Consider the following 16,497-nt stretch of genomic DNA (forward strand, 5'->3'; position numbering starts at 1 on the left):
CACAAAAGTGTGATAGGTTTTTTTAGGTTTGTCAGACCTCCTGACAAACCTATTACTATAGAAGAAACTCGGATTTTTTCTGCTTATAGGGGTGGATATAGTTCATGAAGCCTGTAGCAATCATTAGCACTGGCGTTATGTCTGAGCTTCGAAATAAGTGCATTTGCATAATAACCAAAAACGAAGGTATTTTACAATTAATTTTTAGAAAAATAACATCATTTGGAATAAAAATTCCTTTCTCTGCCTATACTGATGGATAACAAACAGATAGTAAGTGAGGGGTAAATTATGCTATATCTTCATGATGTATGGGTTAATTGGTTTGAAGGCGAAGAAAACGGTTATAATGTGTGTCATTTCCATGAGTGGAGAAAAGACGATTGTGTAGAACTGCTCGATCAAGCACCGTTATTAAAAGTAAATCCGCTTTTATTTCATTACATTGAAAATGATCTTTCCGAGCTACCTCAACAACTACTACAAGATGTCTATCAGAAAGCATACATTCGGAAAAATCATGAGCGCACGCAGGTTGAATATTGTTTTATTGTTACAGATGGAACGAATATTTTAGCAATTGATACGATGGGCTATCATATCCCAATTCGAAAAAGCCGCTTAATTCCAAGACAAGAACAGTTAGTTTATGAGATGATTGCGGATCAAGAAGAGCTAGAATATAAGTTCAGTGAAGACGAGCTAACTAAAAAAGAGCATCATATTCTTTCGCCGTCTCCTGAAACGATGAGAGGGCTAACACGTAAAGAACGTCAGCTAAAACAGCTGTTATTTATGGCACTTGATCAGCTACATACAACAAAAAATACAGCTCAAATCCGCTACTGGTACACAGAGTGGAATCCAACGAAATACGAAGACATTCAAGAGATGCCGTTTCAAGACGTATGGAATCAGCTATACGATGAAACGAAGTCAGGGTGGTCACCGAAACATAAATTATTATGCGAGCGCTTAGTAAAAGGACAACCTTTCTTTGAAAAACTTTGGGAAATTGAACAAGAGCCAAAAGTGAATTAAAAAAACGACTGCATAGCAGTCGTTTTTTTTTTAACGTTTACGGCCAATTCCCATTGCGTTTCGCATTTTGCGAAGCATTTTATTAGCCGTTGCATTTGCTTTATCGGCACCTTGATCTAAAATATCATCTAACTCGCTAGAATCAACTAATTCATAATACCTTTCTTGAATTGGAGCAAGTGCTTCACCTACTACTTTAGCTGTGTCAGCTTTAAAGTCACCATAACCTTTGCCTTCGTACATTGCTTCAATGTCTTCGATTGATTTATTTGCTAGGATTGAATAAATGCTTAATAAGTTTGAAATACCTGGCTTATTTTCTTTATCGTAGCGAACAATACCTTCTGAATCCGTTACGGCACTTTTGATTTTCTTTTCAATCGTTTTAGCGTCATCCAAGAGCGTAATAAAAGCTTTTTGGTTTGGATCGGACTTGCTCATTTTTTTCGTAGGATCTTGAAGAGACATGACGCGTGCGCCCACTTTTGGAATACGTACTTCGGGAATAGTGAAGATATCATTGTATTTTTTGTTAAAGCGCTCAGCTAAGTCACGCGTTAATTCTAAATGCTGCTTTTGATCTTCACCAACTGGAACCAAATCGGTGTTGTATAAAAGAATATCAGCTGCCATTAGTGGAGGATAAGTTAATAATCCTGCTGATACTGCTTCTTTTCCAGCGGACTTATCTTTAAACTGAGTCATACGCTCAAGTTCACCGATATACGCTACGCACTGTAACATCCATCCTGCTTCCGTGTGGGCGGGCACTTCTGATTGAATAAATAAAGTTGATTTTGCTGGATCAATTCCTACTGCTACATACAGAGCAGCAAGGCTGCGAATGTTTTTACGAAGTGCTAAACGGTCTTGAGGCGCTGTAATTGCATGCTGATCTACAATACAAAAATGACAGTTATAGTCATGTTGAAGTTCAACAAATTGCTTCATCGCTCCAATGTAGTTACCTAAAGTGATTGTACCGCTTGGTTGAATACCTGAAAAAATTGTTTTCATCAAATCTTCCTTTCATCTGCACATATATGATGCTAGTTTACGTATACAACATAAAAAGGCCCATCCGCTCCTAGCATAAGCTAGGGGCGAATGGACCGCGTTGCCACCCTAATTAGCACACATTATTGTGAACTATCTTTATTCATGTAACGTTGAGATCAACGTTCAAGCTTTGCACTTGAAAGCTCCAAAGTCCATTCTGCAGGTTTCAATGTTTGTTTTCACCAGCCACAAACTCTCTAAAAATGAAAATTCTGCATACTACTCTTTTTCACAGCTTTAATTATATAGTTATTCGTTATTATAACGCGAAAAAGCAGGAATTTAAACATCTTATCGCTAAAAAGTTTTATAAGACAATTTACTGGAATTTTTCTTCGGCAAAAAAAGACAAGAACCTTTTAATTAAAGCACTTCTTGATGAAAATTTGGTGGAGGATTTGGTAAAAATCTTTTATTTAGTATTTCTAATATCTTTGTAATACTATTGTAATACCTATACTACAAAAAAGATTTTAGACGTCTGACAAGTAGGCACAATCCTTATAAGATAAGGTTTTTTCCCTCATGACAAAAAAATACCATTAAATAATAGTATTGCAATAAATTTTTAAAATATTTATAATAGGCGTAACAAACATATTTTTTACAAAGGTATTACAATTTCTTAATTTTTCAGAAAAAACAAAATAGCCAATGTTTTGTTTCAATTAGCGAATTTTGTAATGAATGAGTCTTCTACATATTAAGCGCATACATTGGATTTACAGCATGTAAACAATTGATGACAGTTTCATAGGGTAGAAGAATAATTTTGCAGTGAGGTCTTTAGCACTCTACTACGTGAAAAAATAACTGATTATTTTGTATTGAAAGAGGATTAAGAAATTAGTGCATATCAAAAAAATATGGTTGCCACACAAACAAAATTTAATAGGGGGTAACACGCAATGAAGAAAAGGTTGTCAATTCTTTTCAGTTTGCTGCTTGTAATGAGCTTGTTTTTAGCTGCATGTGGATTTAACAAAGAATCTGGTGGCAGTGAAAATGCTAGCAGTGATGGCGGCGACAAGAAAAAAGAGCAAGAGCTTCGCGTAAACATTAAAACTGAGCCTTTCTCACTGAACCCAGGCTTAGCTAATGATTCAACGTCATCAAACGTATTATTACAAACATTTGAAGGTTTAACTCGTATTGGTAAAGATGGAAAACCTGAAAATGCCATGGCGAAAGATGTAAAGGTCAGCGATGATCAAACTAAATATACGTTTACGATTCGCGACGATGCAAAATGGTCAAATGGTGACCCTGTAACAGCAAAAGATTTCGAATATGCATGGAAATGGGCGTTAGATCCTAAAAACGAATCTCAATATGCATATCAATTATACTATGTTAAAAATGCACAGGCTGCTAATGAAGGAAAAGGTTCATTAGATGATGTTGCCGTTAAAGCAACAGATGATAAAACGCTTGAGGTAACATTAGAAAACCCAACGCCATATTTCTTAGAATTAACAGCTTTCTATACGTACTTCCCAGTGAATACGAAAATTGCTGAATCAAATGAAAAATGGTACACAAATGCAGGCGAAAACTATACGTCAAACGGTCCTTTCAAGCTTAAAACTTGGAAACATAACGACAAAATTGAGTTAGTTCCTAATGAAAACTATTGGGATAAAGATGCTGTAAAACTTAAAAAAGTTGAAATGTACATGATCAATGATAACAACACTGAACTTTCAATGTTCAAAAACGGTGAATTAGACTGGGCGGGTATGCCTACCGGTCAATTACCAGCTGATGCACTTCCTGAATTAAAGAAAGACGGTTCATTAAACATTCAAGAGATTGCAGGTACTTACTGGTACAAGTTTAATACAGAACAAAAACCTTTAGACAATGTGAACATTCGTAAAGCATTAGCTTATGCAATTGATCGTAAAGGTATTACAGAACAAATTACAAAAGACGGTTCAGTTCCAGCGATGGCGGCTGTACCACCAACAATGTTTGAAGATAACAAAAAAGGCTACTTCAAAGACAATGATGTGAAAAAAGCAAAAGAATATTTAGAAAAAGGCTTGAAAGAAATGGGCCTTAAAGATGCTTCAGAACTACCAGCAATTAAGGTTTCATACAACACGGATGAAAAACATGCAAAAATTGCACAAGCTGTTCAAGATATGTGGAAGAAAAACCTTGGTATTAAAGTACAGTTAGACAACTCTGAGTGGGCTGTTTACATTGAAAAGTTACACCAAGGAGATTATCAAGTTGGGCGTATGGGCTGGTTAGGAGACTTTAACGATCCAATCAACTTCCTAGAGTTATTCCGTGACAAAAAAGGCGGAAACAATGATACAAACTGGGAAAATCCAGAATATAAAAAGTTATTAATTGACTCTCAAAAAGAAACAGATCCTAAAAAACGTCAGGCAATGTTGAAAAAAGCAGAAGGTATCTTCATGGATGAAATGCCAGTGGCACCAATCTACTTCTACACAAATGCTTGGGTACAAGACAAGCAGCTGAAAGATGTTGTGATGTCTGGTCTTGGAGACATTCAGATTAAGTGGGCTCATTTTGAGTAAGTAACATCAATTATGACAAAGGGTATATGGGGCCTGGTGCTCCATATACTTTTCTTTCTTGTGCGCGAATTTTGTAAAAATATGGAGGTGTGTCAGGGTGTTCAAATATATAGGAAAACGACTTATTTATATGTTTCTATCATTATGGCTGATCGTAACAGCGACCTTTTTCTTAATGCGTGCTGTTCCAGGAGGTCCATTCACATCAGAAAAGCAGCTTCCCCCTGAAATTCAAAAAAATCTAAATCAGTATTACGGTTTAGATCAGCCTTGGTACCATCAGTACTTTGATTACTTAACATCAATTTTAAAGTGGGATTTTGGTCCATCTTTCAAATATAAAGGCCAAACGGTAAATGATTTGATTAACGGCGGATTCCCTGTTTCATTCATGCTAGGGATGGAAGCTATTTTAATAGCGATTGCTATTGGCGTAGTACTAGGTGTTATTGCTGCTTTAAAACATAATAAGTGGCAAGATTACACGGCGATGGTTATTGCAGTTCTAGGAATCTCAGTTCCAAGTTTTATCATGGCAGCGGTATTACAATACGTTCTGGCTATGAAACTACAAATTTTTCCGGTTGCACGCTGGGAATCTTGGGCACACACGGTGTTACCAGCTCTCGCGCTTGCTTCAACCCCTATGGCGTTTATCGCACGATTAACTCGGTCGAGTATGCTTGAAGTATTAAGCAATGATTATATTCGTACAGCGAAAGCAAAAGGTTTAAGCAGAGGCGTTATTACAGTTAAGCACGCCATGCGAAATGCGATGCTTCCAGTCGTATCCTATATGGGACCTTTAGTAGCAGGGATTTTAACGGGTAGCTTTGTTATTGAAAAAATATTTGGTATCCCGGGATTAGGTTCACACTTTGTACTCAGTATCTCAAACCGAGATTATACAACGATTATGGGCGTAACGGTGTTCTACAGTATTTTACTACTTTTTTGTATCTTGCTTGTAGATATTGCATACGGCTTCATTGACCCTCGAATTAAACTTACAGGTGCTAAGAAAGGAGAGTAACTATGCAGCAACTTCCGAAAATTCCTAAAGAAATGTTTGAAACAGCAGGGATTGACCACGCTCAGGCAGAAAAGATTGAAAAACCGAGTCTTTCATTCTGGCAAGATGTTTTTATTCGTTTTCGCAAAAATAAGCTTGCTATGTTTGGTGTAGTACTAATGGTTCTCCTTGTTTTTATGGCTATATTTGGTCCATTGATGGTGAAATATGATTATGCAACCAATGATTTGCTGAATGCTAATCAGGCTCCATCTTCTGAGCACTGGTTTGGTACAGATGAATTAGGGCGTGATGTTTTTGCTCGTACGTGGGAAGGCGCTCGTATTTCATTATTTATCGGGTTAGCAGCAGCTTTAATTGATTTATTCATCGGCGTAGTTTGGGGAAGCATCTCTGGATACCGCGGCGGCCGTACGGATGAAACAATGATGCGTGTTGCGGATATCTTATATGGTGTTCCTTACCTTTTACTGGTTATTATTTTAATGGTTATGCTTGGCCAAGGGTTAGGTACGATGATCTTGGCGATGACCATTACCGGCTGGATTAACATGGCCCGTATTGTACGTGGACAAGTATTGCAGTTGAAAAACCAAGAGTACGTAATGGCTTCACAAACATTAGGAGCAACAACAAAGCGTATTTTATTTAAACATCTTATTCCGAATGCAACAGGTCCAATTTTAGTAACAATGACACTAACGATTCCTTCAGCAATCTTTACAGAAGCATTTTTAAGCTACTTGGGACTAGGCGTTCCGGCACCGCTTGCAAGCTGGGGGACAATGGCTTCAGAAGGCTTACCTGCTTTGGAATACTATCCTTGGCGCTTATTTTTCCCAGGTTTGTTTATCTGTTTAACAATCTTAGCGTTCAACGTAATTGGTGATGGATTACGAGATGCGTTAGATCCAAAACTACGTAAGTAAGGAAGTGAACTCATATGTCACGTTTATTAGAAGTAAAAAATTTAGCTGTATCATTTAAAACATATGGCGGAGAAGTTCAAGCTGTTCGCGGCGTTAACTTCCACTTAAATAAAGGTGAAACGCTAGCAATTGTTGGTGAGTCAGGATCTGGTAAAAGTGTAACTTCACAAACAATCATGCGCCTTATCCCGATGCCTCCTGGCCGAATTAAAAGCGGTGAAATGCTGTTTGACGGCATTGATTTAGCAAAGAAAACGGATAAAGAAATGGAAGCTATTCGCGGTAAGGATATCGGTATGATTTTCCAAGATCCGATGACTTCTTTAAATCCAACAATGAAGGTTGGAGCTCAAATTGGTGAAGTCGTAATCAAGCATTCCAAAGTATCTAAAGCGGAAGCGAAAAAACGTGCAGTCGAGTTATTAACGCTTGTAGGCATTCCTTTTCCAGAACAGCGTGTGAATCAATATCCGCATGAATTCAGCGGAGGGATGAGACAGCGTGTTGTCATTGCGATGGCTCTTGCTTCTAATCCGAAATTACTGATTGCTGATGAACCAACAACGGCGCTTGATGTAACAATTCAAGCTCAAATTTTAGAGTTGATGAAAGACATTCAGAAAAAAACGGATACATCTATTATCTTTATCACCCATGATCTTGGTGTAGTAGCAAATGTAGCAGATCGAGTAGCCGTTATGTACGCTGGTCAAATTGTTGAAACGGGCACAGTGGATGAAGTGTTTTACGACCCAAAACATCCGTATACGTGGGGACTTTTAGCTTCTATGCCAAGCTTAGATAACGAGGCGGAAGAAGAGCTGGCTGCTATTCCTGGAACGCCGCCAGATTTAACGAATCCTCCAAAGGGAGATGCATTTGCAGCGCGAAATCCGTACGCAATGAAAATTGATTTTGAGCAAGAACCTCCAATGTTCAAAGTATCGGATACGCACTATGCAAAAACATGGCTCTTACATCCCGATGCACCAAAAGTAGAGCCGCCTGCTTCAGTTCAGCGCCGCATGCGTAAAGTTGATAATGTATACAGTACACCTGTACTCGTAGCGAAGGATGGTGAATAACATGACAGATAAATTATTAGAGATTAAAGGCTTAAAGCAACATTTTTTCACAAGTAAAGGAACAATTAAAGCGGTTGATGGTCTGACGTTTGACATCTTCCGCGGAGAGACGTTAGGTCTTGTAGGTGAATCTGGTTGCGGAAAGTCAACGACAGGCAGAACGATTATTCGTTTATATGACGCTACTAGCGGTGAGGTGCTATTTAATGGCGAAAATGTACATGGTCGCAAATCTCGCTCGGAGCTTAAAAAATTCAATCGTAAAATGCAAATGATTTTCCAAGATCCATATGCGTCACTTAACCCTCGTATGACGGTAGCAGATATCATAGCAGAAGGCATTGACATCCACGGTTTAGCTAAGACGAGAAAAGAGCGTATGGCAAAGGTTCACGAGCTTCTTGAAACAGTGGGGCTCAACAAAGAACATGCAAATCGCTATCCACATGAGTTTAGTGGCGGCCAGCGTCAGCGTATCGGTATCGCAAGAGCACTGGCAGTAGAACCTGATTTTATCATCGCAGATGAACCAATCTCAGCTTTGGATGTATCTATACAAGCTCAAGTTGTTAACTTAATGAAGAAGTTACAGCGTGAACGTGGACTAACCTATTTATTTATCGCCCATGATTTGTCAATGGTAAAATACATTAGTGACCGCATCGGCGTGATGTACAGAGGTAAGATTGTAGAGCTTGCACCAAGTGATGAACTTTATCGAAACCCTGTTCATCCATATACAAAAGCGTTGCTTTCAGCTATTCCGCTTCCCGATCCTGACAGTGAAAAAACGCGTCAGCGCAAAATTTATGATCCAAGTATCCATGATTATAACGGTGAAGAACCGGAGCTTAGAGAAGTATCTCCAGGTCACTACGTGTCTTGTTCTCAAGCAGAGTTTGCCGCATATACAACCTAACAAAAACGATCTCACAACGAGGTCGTTTTTTATTTAGTTATCAAAGAACGCTAAACTTTAAATTGGAAAAAACATGTAAGAACAAGTGACATTAGCGCTTTACAGGTATTATACAATACAGGATTAGAAAATACTATTAAAAATTTTCAGAATTTTATATTTAAGACAAAATATCTATGTTAAAACCTTATAACTAAAGGAATATAAGTGATTAATAATGTTGTGTATTGAATAATAATTCATAAATATAAAAGAAGGTAGACGTATGCCTACCTTCTTTTTATAAATCTGCTAAGATATCGCCGTCTTTACGATTTTTGTCAATTTTTAATACTTGATCTGCCGGCTGATAAGACGCACCATATATTTCTTTGTCTTTGTAAGTATGAATTAACTCGTACGTTTTTTTCATTTTATTTAAAATGCTTTCCTCTGTTTCAGAGGTAGGAGACCAGTATAGAATTTCCATCTGATTAACTTCATTTGTAGCTAATGAGCGGCGGTTATAGCCGATTGTTTGAGCATGCTTAAAGTCTGCACGTTTATAAAAATGCAGTCTTTTTGCTGAGTCTGAATCTTTATAGTCTATAGGCTCTACTTCTAGGATAATTGGTTTGTTATGTTGTTTTAACTCATCAATTAATTTACCGCCAAGCCCTTGACCTCTAGCGTCTTTTGAAACAAAGAGGTAATCAATAAAGATAAATTGGTCTGTTTCCACGTACATTAATACGTGATGAGGTCCTTCATTTTTATGATAAATATCGCTGCGTTCTTGTAAAAGCGTTTCGATATGCTTCTTTGATTTCATTTCTTCAATGGGAAAATATTGACTTAGTTTTTCATACCAATTCATAGCACCCTCCTACTGATCTTTTCATGATGATGTTCATAATAGTGTTTAAACAGTTATCTTATCTTTACCCTTTTTAGGGAAAAGTAAGCATCTATAATTGAAAATAAGGAAAAATAATAGATTTATTATTCTTAATAGTTAGAAAATTATAGCGGAATAAGAACATATAATGTAAAAAATGGTTTTTATTATATTTTTATTGTAAGTTTATTTGTGAAAACCACAAAAAACTATCGCATTTTTTGTGGTTTTTGATAAAATGAACAAAGTGAAGTTTTTTTAATATTGTATTTTATAGATGTGATAGCGGTAAAAATGCAGGTGTGGAACTTGCAATATCAGATTTTTAGTACATACACTGCCTAGAATTATTTGTTTGAAAAATAAGTTAATTAGCCGCTATTAAATGAAATGGACATGTTAGGAGAGAGAATTATGCAAGGGAACACGCAAGAAAAAGAATTAAGCCGTGGACTTGAGGAAAGACATATTAGCTTAATGTCTTTAGGCGCAGCTATCGGAGTTGGACTGTTTTTAGGTTCTGCATCCGCTATTCGGTTAGCAGGTCCTGGTATTCTTATCATGTATGGAATCAGTGGTCTTATTATGTTTTTTATTATGAGAGCGTTAGGTGAAATGGCAGTACAAAATCCAGTAGCCGGTTCTTTTAGTAAGTATGCTAACGATTATTTGGGACCACTCGCTGGTTATTTAACAGGCTGGAACTACTGGTTTATGTGGATTATTACATGTATGGCTGAAATTACAGCCGTTGGAGTATATATGGATTTTTGGTTCCCGGGTGTGCCCCAGTGGATATGGGCACTTGCAGCGCTCGTTATCATGACAGGCGTTAACTTTTTAGCTGTAAAAGCATATGGTGAACTAGAGTTTTGGTTTTCTCTTATTAAAGTAGTAACGATTATCCTTATGATTGTGCTTGGTCTAGGCATGATTATCTTTGGAATTGGAAATGGCGGCATTGCAACAGGAATCAGTAATTTATGGAATCACGGTGGCTTTTTCCCGAATGGTATGAAAGGTGTTCTTCTATCACTTCAAATGGTTATGTTTGCTTACCTCGGTATTGAAATGATTGGGGTAACAGCAGGAGAGGTGAAAAATCCGGAAAAGACGTTAACAAAAGCAATTGATAATGTACTGTGGAGAATTTTGATTTTTTACATCGGAGCTTTGTTTGTTATTATGTCTATTTATCCTTGGCCAGAGATCGGAACACAAGGAAGCCCATTTGTTTTAACATTTGATAAAGCTGGAATTCCCGCTGCAGCAGGGATTATAAACTTTGTAGTGTTAACAGCGGCTTTATCTTCTTGTAACAGTGGGATTTTTAGTACAGGCCGTATGTTATTTAATTTAGCTCAGCACGGGGAAGCACCAAAACGCTATGCCAATTTAACAAAAGGCGGCGTGCCTGGTGCAGCAGTTATTGCTTCAGCTGTTGTACTGCTACTCGGAGTTGGCTTAAACTATGTTGTTCCTGATAAGGTGTTCACGTGGGTGACAAGTATCGCTACTATTGGAGCGATTTGGACATGGGGAATTATTTTACTTTCTCAAATTCGCTTCCGCAGAGGATTAAGTGATCAGCAGGTAAGTGATTTAAAATATAAGCTTCCGTTCTTCCCTTATACGTCGTATCTCGCTCTTGCTTTCTTAGCGGGGGTAGTAGTGGTGATGGGTTTCTCCTCTGATACAAGAATAGCCCTTATTGTAGGTCCGATATGGTTTATTTTGTTGGTTATTATTTACTATTCAAAAGGTTTTCATAAAAGATAAAAAATAAGGCTGAGACAAACCTATTTTTGTTGAAGGGAAATCCGAACGCGTTGAATTCTTGATTAAGAATCTAACGCGTTCGGATTTTTTTGTTTGTAGGGTGAACGTAGGTTTACTGTATGTAGGGGCTTCTAGCTGTTGATTGGAGGACAAGGCGAAGACTTCTGCGGGAAAAGCGAGACAGGCTCACCGCCCGCCCGCGGAAAGTGAAGTCTTGCATGGAAATGAACAGCGGTGTCACAAGCGCAATCCACACGAGCTCATATATCCCGTCTGTTCATCTATAGATGAATGGAGTTATGTCTCAGCCGCATTTTTTTCCAAAAGAAAATGAAGGATTTATTATTTCACTTTTTGCTTTAGTGTGCTAATATATTATATTGTTAAACAAATGAAGAAATAAATAATTTCTATGTTTTAATAGATTAGCATCGAGCTTTCTATGTCAAAAGTTTAAGCTTTTAGAAAGCAAAAGGAGACACAGCAAATGAAAGACAAAAAATGGGGACTTTGGTTTTTAACAGCCTTTGTAGTTGGTAATATGGTAGGCGGCGGAGTATTTATGCTTCCTTCTAATTTAGCAAACGTATCAAGTCCAATTGGTTCAACACTTGCTTGGATTGCAACAGGTCTTGGCGTGTTCATGATTGCTCTTGTGTTCGGGAACTTAGTTATGAGAAAGCCTGAATTAAAAGGAGGGCCTCAAAGTTATGCAGCGAACCTTTTTTCATCGCCTAAAGCAGGTAAAGTAGCTGGGTATAGCATGGCTTGGGGTTATTGGGCAGCAAACTGGGCTGCAACAGCATCTGTCATCATATCGTTTGCGGGATATTTAACAACGTTCTTTCCAGTAATGGAGAGTAAGGATATTTTATTTTCAGTCGGAGATTTTCAATTAGAAGCTGGGAAATTTATTACGTTTTTAGTATGTTCTGTTGTATTATGGGGAATTCAAGCTATTTTGCAGCGAGATATCAATAGCGCCGGTAATATTAACTTTATCACAACGGCAGCTAAAATTATTGGATTCGGTTTATTTATTGTTGTGGCGCTATCGCTATTTAGCGCATCCAACCTCGTTAGTACAGAATTTGTTAATTCAAAGGGTATAAATGTAGGATTAGGAAGTCAGGTCAATGGAGCAGCCATTGCTACGCTGTGGGCATTTATCGGAATTGAATCAGCTGTACTGTTATCTAATCGTGCAAAATCACAAAAAGTAGTAAAGAAAGCAACGCTGCTTGGATTATTAATCTCAATGGTTATCTATGTGGGGATTACGCTTCTAGCTATGGGGATTCTTTCGACAGCTCAGCTTCAGCAGTCTCAAAAGCCTTTGGTAGATACGTTAGAAATGGTTATTGGACATAAAGGTGCTTACGTAATGGCCATTTTAGCACTTATATCTTTATTAGGTTCTACTGTTGGATGGATTGTTGTTAGTGCAGAAGTTCCTTATCAAGCAGCAAAATCAGGGTTGTTTCCACAGTGGTTTGCTAAAACGAATCAGAACAATAGTCCAGCCCGCTCACTAACATTAACAAATGGCTTAACACAGTTGTTTTTGTTTGCGACTATTTCAGGCACAGTTTCGCAAGCCTATAATTTCGCTATCGTTGTAGCTACTCTTGCCTATTTAGTTCCTTATTTCGTGACGACAGTTTATCAATTAAAGCTTATTGTGACGGGTGAGACGTACGACACGATTAAAGGATCGCGAGTAAAAGACGGAATTATTGCTTCGTTAGCACTTATTTATTCGCTATGGGTGATTAAGACAGGGACAGCTGATTTAAAAACATTTTTCCTAGGTATTGGATTATTTGTAATCGGGCTTTTACTGTATCCTATCTTAATGAGACGAGGAAAAAACACATCAGCTATTAAATAAATAAGAGATTATCTCAAAAGCTTTGCAGAAAAGTCATTTCTTCTGCAAGGCTTTTTTAGTGACTGAAAAGTTCGAGGAATTTGTGAAAGAAAAAAATAATAAAAAAATGAAACTAATCTACAGGTTTATTCGTAATAGTAGTGTGGTAAATAAATAATGAAGAAAATCGGTAATGAAAATAATGACAGTGAAGGAACGAACTAATGTACTAGTTCACTTTAAAAAGTATATCATTCCGATGAAGTTTATAGTATAATGCAAATAGATATTATTTTTTAAAAGTAATTATAAAGTAGTATCGATTTTCATTATCAGTCATTAAATATTTACACTCGTTGAAGTTTGTATAAAACAACATGATTTACAGTTCATGTTTTGAATGTTATGACCGATTATGATAGAAGGAGTGAAGGAGTAAATGGTTACATTATATACATCACCAAGTTGTACATCTTGTCGTAAAGCGAAAGCTTGGTTAGAGGAAAATGATATTGGATATACAGAGCGTAATATCTTTTCAGAGCCGTTATCAATCGATGAGATTAAAGAAATTTTACGTATGACAGAAGATGGAACAGATGAAATCATTTCAACACGTTCGAAAACTTTCCAAAAACTAGACGTTCAGGTAGACGCTATGCCTTTACAAGATTTGTATGAATTAATTCAGCAAAATCCTGGCTTACTGCGCCGTCCGATTATCATTGATGAAAAACGTCTACAAGTTGGTTATAATGAAGACGAGATCCGTCGTTTCTTACCACGTAAAGTGCGTACTTTCCAACTTCGCGAAGCTCAAAGACTTGTGAATGGTTAATTTTTATATTTGTCTGTTTAAGATTTAAATACGAAACCAACCAAGTAACGTTTGCTTGAAGTTGGTATATAAAAAATAAGCAGCAGGGAGCCAAATAGCCTCTGCTGCTTATTTTTTGTCGAAATAGCAGGGAAAATGAAGTATATATGTAATTAATAAAGAAAGAGAGTAATTAAACATATAAAAGTGGTGGTGAACGGATTGGAGCTTTTACAGCTAAAATATTTCCAAGTAGTTGCTAGACTAGAACATATCAGCAAAGCGGCTGAAGAGCTATACGTATCTCAGCCTGCGCTCAGCAAAACGATTTCACAGTTGGAAAAAGAGCTAGGCATTCGTTTGTTTGATCGAAACGGTAAATACATTAAATTAAATCGCTACGGTAAAGCGTTCTGTTCCAAAGTAGAACGTGCTTTAAAAACATTAGAAGACGCAAAGCATGAGCTAAAGGATATGTCGAACGATCCATGTGAAGAAATTCGTCTTGTTGTGTTAGCTAGTTCACATTTACTTCCAGAGCTATTAAGCAGGTTTCGTGAGCAATATCCTCAGGTGCGTTTTCGGCTAATGCAGCATTTGACTAATAGCTATTCACAGCCTGATTTTGATTTATGTATTTCAGCTTTTCCATTAACAACCCGTCAGATTGAACATACTCCTTTACTTCGTGAATCGATTTTGCTTGCAGTCCCTCTTGATCATCATTTAGCCAAGCAATCACGTGTAAAGTTAAATGAACTTAAAAATGAGAAATTCATTGTGCTAAAGAAAGGGAAAGAGCTAAGAAAAATAACGGATGCGATTTGTAAGGAACAGAATTTTGTACCTCAAATTACGTTTGAAAGCGATGATCCAGCAACAGTGAGAGGCTTGATTAGAGCAAAGCAAGGAATAGGTTTTATTCCTGAAGTGACGTGGGGAGGTTCTACAGGAAAGGATGTAAAACTGCTAAAAATTGAAGAAGAAACATTTGAACGTACAATCTTTTTAACTTGGAACAATGGAGGCTACGTGACGGATTTACAACAAATCTTCAGGCAGTTTGTGATTGATTATTTTAAACATTTACCCTCGGATATGCCTCATGAATACATATAAGAATCATGACTAAATGTCATGGTTTTTATTTCTTTTTCGAATAAATCTAAAATGAACAGTAGAGAAAAACTGCATTATGTCATTTTTGATATAAGTATATAACTAAAAATGCATAGGTTATTCAACTTTTTTCCTTTACACTATTTTTAAACCATAAAGTAAACGCTTTCAATAATGGGTTGGGGAGGAAGTAATATGATAATCTTCGGTGTAGCGCTGCTGTCTATTTGCATGTTAATAGGAGTAATTGTAGGGGACGCATTAGGAGGGCTGATGGGAGTAGAAGCCAACGTTGGGGGAGTAGGGGTATCCATGCTTCTTCTTGTACTAGCGGTGGATTATTTAAAGAAGAAAAATAAGCTCCAAGTAAAATCCGAAGAAGGCATTGCTTTTTGGGGAGGAATTTATATTCCTATCGTGGTAGCGATGTCTGCACAGCAAAATGTTGTAGCTGCTCTTGATGGAGGAGGCATGGCGATTCTTGCAGGGGTGGTAGTAGTCGTAGTAGGCTTTTTATCCATACCATTTATCAGCAGAATAGGAGAGAAAGCGAAGGTGAATGAACAAGAAATAGAGCTTTCTATTTTACCTAAGGAGCAGATAAAATGATGAATATGATTAAAGAAGGATTAGAAAATAACGGACTGATTACGGCATTTGCTATTATTGGGATTGTCATGTATATTGCTTATTTTTTATCAGATAAATTAACAAAAGGAAGAGTTCACGGATCTGCTATTGCTATTATGTTTGGGTTAATCCTTGCTTATATCGGTGGAGTGAATACAGGAGGAGAAAAAGGGATTTCTGATATACAGTTATTTTCAGGAATTGGTTTAATGGGCGGGGGGATGCTGCGAGATTTTGCCATTATTGCTACTGCGTTCGGTGCCAATTTTAGCGAAGTCAAAAAAACGGGAATCAGCGGGATTACGGCTTTGTTTTTTGGGGTTTTCTATTCCTTTGTACTAGGTGTAATTATTGCTCTTTGTTTTGGGTATAGAGATCCCGTTGCTTTGACTACAATCGGAGGAGGAGCTGTGACCTATATTGTGGGACCGGTTTCTGGAACTGCGATTGGAGCCTCTTCTGATATTATCGCGTTAAGTATAGCTGTAGGATTAATTAAATCCATTTCAGTTATGATTTTGACACCGATATTTGCTAAGAAAATCAAATTAAACAACCCTCGTACAGCAATGATCTATGGAGGAGTTATGGGGACGACGAGCGGTGTAGCAGCTGGTTTAGCGGCGACAGATGTAAAACTTGTACCTTACGGAGCCATGACAGCTACATTTTATACAGGTCTTGGTTGCTTACTCGTACCATCTATTCTTTTTTTACTCACAGAGATTATTTTTTAAGTGTACAAAGTGTTTTATGAATAAAAGACTGCTGTGCTCATTAAACT

15 protein-coding genes and 1 other annotated feature are annotated in these 16,497 nt (G+C 37.3%); of the genes, 13 read left to right on the forward strand and 2 right to left on the reverse strand.

From position 1 onward, the window contains the following. The first annotated feature begins 104 nt into the window (after positions 1-104). A complete protein-coding gene (locus tag MKX72_RS03595) occupies positions 105-263 on the forward strand; it encodes a hypothetical protein (RefSeq protein WP_155017005.1) in 159 nt (52 codons plus the stop codon). A gap of 28 nt (positions 264-291) precedes the next feature. Beyond that, on the forward strand, positions 292-1,041 hold the full coding sequence (locus MKX72_RS03600; protein WP_028412368.1) for a YjbA family protein: 750 nt from the start codon (positions 292-294) through the stop codon (positions 1,039-1,041). Between the two features lie 30 nt (positions 1,042-1,071). On the opposite strand, the gene trpS is transcribed toward MKX72_RS03600, so the two are convergent. Further along, complete coding sequence (trpS, locus tag MKX72_RS03605) at positions 1,072-2,061, reverse strand: tryptophan--tRNA ligase (RefSeq protein ID WP_155008532.1); 990 nt, start codon at positions 2,059-2,061, stop codon at positions 1,072-1,074. A gap of 76 nt (positions 2,062-2,137) precedes the next feature. Continuing rightward, positions 2,138-2,342, reverse strand: a binding site (T-box leader). 666 nt (positions 2,343-3,008) lie between these two features. Between trpS and MKX72_RS03610 the strand changes: the two genes are divergently transcribed. From MKX72_RS03610 to MKX72_RS03630, 5 genes are all read left to right on the forward strand, one after another. Then, positions 3,009-4,655 (forward strand): peptide ABC transporter substrate-binding protein, encoded by a 1,647-nt coding sequence (locus MKX72_RS03610; protein WP_014461587.1) that lies wholly within the window; start codon positions 3,009-3,011, stop codon positions 4,653-4,655. A gap of 97 nt (positions 4,656-4,752) precedes the next feature. Continuing rightward, positions 4,753-5,688 carry an ABC transporter permease gene (locus tag MKX72_RS03615; protein WP_013055415.1) on the forward strand — a complete coding sequence of 312 codons (936 nt, stop codon included), beginning with the start codon at positions 4,753-4,755 and terminating at the stop codon, positions 5,686-5,688. A 2-nt stretch (positions 5,689-5,690) separates the two neighbouring features. Then, positions 5,691-6,617: an ABC transporter permease gene (locus tag MKX72_RS03620; protein ID WP_014461585.1), complete on the forward strand. Its 927-nt coding sequence runs from the start codon at positions 5,691-5,693 to the stop codon at positions 6,615-6,617. A 14-nt stretch (positions 6,618-6,631) separates the two neighbouring features. Further along, positions 6,632-7,702, forward strand: coding sequence for an ABC transporter ATP-binding protein (locus MKX72_RS03625; protein ID WP_049162928.1), 1,071 nt, complete (start codon positions 6,632-6,634; stop codon positions 7,700-7,702). 1 nt (position 7,703) lies between these two features. Beyond that, on the forward strand, positions 7,704-8,621 hold the full coding sequence (locus MKX72_RS03630) for an ABC transporter ATP-binding protein (RefSeq protein WP_028412364.1): 918 nt from the start codon (positions 7,704-7,706) through the stop codon (positions 8,619-8,621). Between the two features lie 280 nt (positions 8,622-8,901). On the opposite strand, the gene MKX72_RS03635 is transcribed toward MKX72_RS03630, so the two are convergent. Beyond that, positions 8,902-9,477, reverse strand: coding sequence for a GNAT family N-acetyltransferase (locus tag MKX72_RS03635; protein WP_028412363.1), 576 nt, complete (start codon positions 9,475-9,477; stop codon positions 8,902-8,904). A 435-nt stretch (positions 9,478-9,912) separates the two neighbouring features. Between MKX72_RS03635 and MKX72_RS03640 the strand changes: the two genes are divergently transcribed. The 6 genes from MKX72_RS03640 (at position 9,913) to madM (ending at position 16,450) form a co-directional block, all read left to right on the forward strand. Continuing rightward, a complete protein-coding gene (locus MKX72_RS03640; protein ID WP_028412362.1) occupies positions 9,913-11,277 on the forward strand; it encodes an amino acid permease in 1,365 nt (454 codons plus the stop codon). 487 nt (positions 11,278-11,764) lie between these two features. Then, entirely contained in the window at positions 11,765-13,168 is a 1,404-nt protein-coding gene (locus MKX72_RS03645) for an amino acid permease (RefSeq protein WP_034267651.1), read from the forward strand. Positions 13,169-13,586: 418 nt separating this feature from the next. Next, a complete protein-coding gene (gene spxA / locus MKX72_RS03650; RefSeq protein WP_013055422.1) occupies positions 13,587-13,985 on the forward strand; it encodes a transcriptional regulator SpxA in 399 nt (132 codons plus the stop codon). A 201-nt stretch (positions 13,986-14,186) separates the two neighbouring features. Then, a complete protein-coding gene (locus MKX72_RS03655) occupies positions 14,187-15,083 on the forward strand; it encodes a LysR family transcriptional regulator (protein ID WP_033578047.1) in 897 nt (298 codons plus the stop codon). Positions 15,084-15,278: 195 nt separating this feature from the next. Further along, a complete protein-coding gene (gene madL, locus MKX72_RS03660; RefSeq protein WP_033578048.1) occupies positions 15,279-15,692 on the forward strand; it encodes a malonate transporter subunit MadL in 414 nt (137 codons plus the stop codon). Continuing rightward, positions 15,689-16,450 carry a malonate transporter subunit MadM gene (gene madM, locus MKX72_RS03665; protein WP_033578049.1) on the forward strand — a complete coding sequence of 254 codons (762 nt, stop codon included), beginning with the start codon at positions 15,689-15,691 and terminating at the stop codon, positions 16,448-16,450. Before madL ends, madM begins: the two co-directional genes overlap by 4 nt. Positions 16,451-16,497: the final 47 nt, after the last annotated feature.

Source organism: Priestia sp. FSL R5-0597, from assembly GCF_038006305.1.
GTDB lineage: Bacteria > Bacillota > Bacilli > Bacillales > Bacillaceae_H > Priestia > Priestia zanthoxyli.

What these genes read in the sequence shown, in the direction of transcription:
- MKX72_RS03595 (WP_155017005.1), top strand. Translation starts at nt 105, where the DNA reads ATGAAGCCTGTAGCAATCATTAGCACTGGCGTTATGTCTGAGCTTCGA.
- MKX72_RS03600 (WP_028412368.1), top strand. Translation starts at nt 292, where the DNA reads ATGCTATATCTTCATGATGTATGGGTTAATTGGTTTGAAGGCGAAGAA.
- MKX72_RS03610 (WP_014461587.1), top strand. Translation starts at nt 3,009, where the DNA reads ATGAAGAAAAGGTTGTCAATTCTTTTCAGTTTGCTGCTTGTAATGAGC.
- MKX72_RS03620 (WP_014461585.1), top strand. Translation starts at nt 5,691, where the DNA reads ATGCAGCAACTTCCGAAAATTCCTAAAGAAATGTTTGAAACAGCAGGG.
- MKX72_RS03625 (WP_049162928.1), top strand. Translation starts at nt 6,632, where the DNA reads ATGTCACGTTTATTAGAAGTAAAAAATTTAGCTGTATCATTTAAAACA.
- MKX72_RS03630 (WP_028412364.1), top strand. Translation starts at nt 7,704, where the DNA reads ATGACAGATAAATTATTAGAGATTAAAGGCTTAAAGCAACATTTTTTC.
- MKX72_RS03635 (WP_028412363.1), bottom strand. Translation starts at nt 9,477, where the DNA reads ATGAATTGGTATGAAAAACTAAGTCAATATTTTCCCATTGAAGAAATG.
- MKX72_RS03640 (WP_028412362.1), top strand. Translation starts at nt 9,913, where the DNA reads ATGCAAGGGAACACGCAAGAAAAAGAATTAAGCCGTGGACTTGAGGAA.
- MKX72_RS03645 (WP_034267651.1), top strand. Translation starts at nt 11,765, where the DNA reads ATGAAAGACAAAAAATGGGGACTTTGGTTTTTAACAGCCTTTGTAGTT.
- spxA (WP_013055422.1), top strand. Translation starts at nt 13,587, where the DNA reads ATGGTTACATTATATACATCACCAAGTTGTACATCTTGTCGTAAAGCG.
- madL (WP_033578048.1), top strand. Translation starts at nt 15,279, where the DNA reads ATGATAATCTTCGGTGTAGCGCTGCTGTCTATTTGCATGTTAATAGGA.
- madM (WP_033578049.1), top strand. Translation starts at nt 15,689, where the DNA reads ATGATGAATATGATTAAAGAAGGATTAGAAAATAACGGACTGATTACG.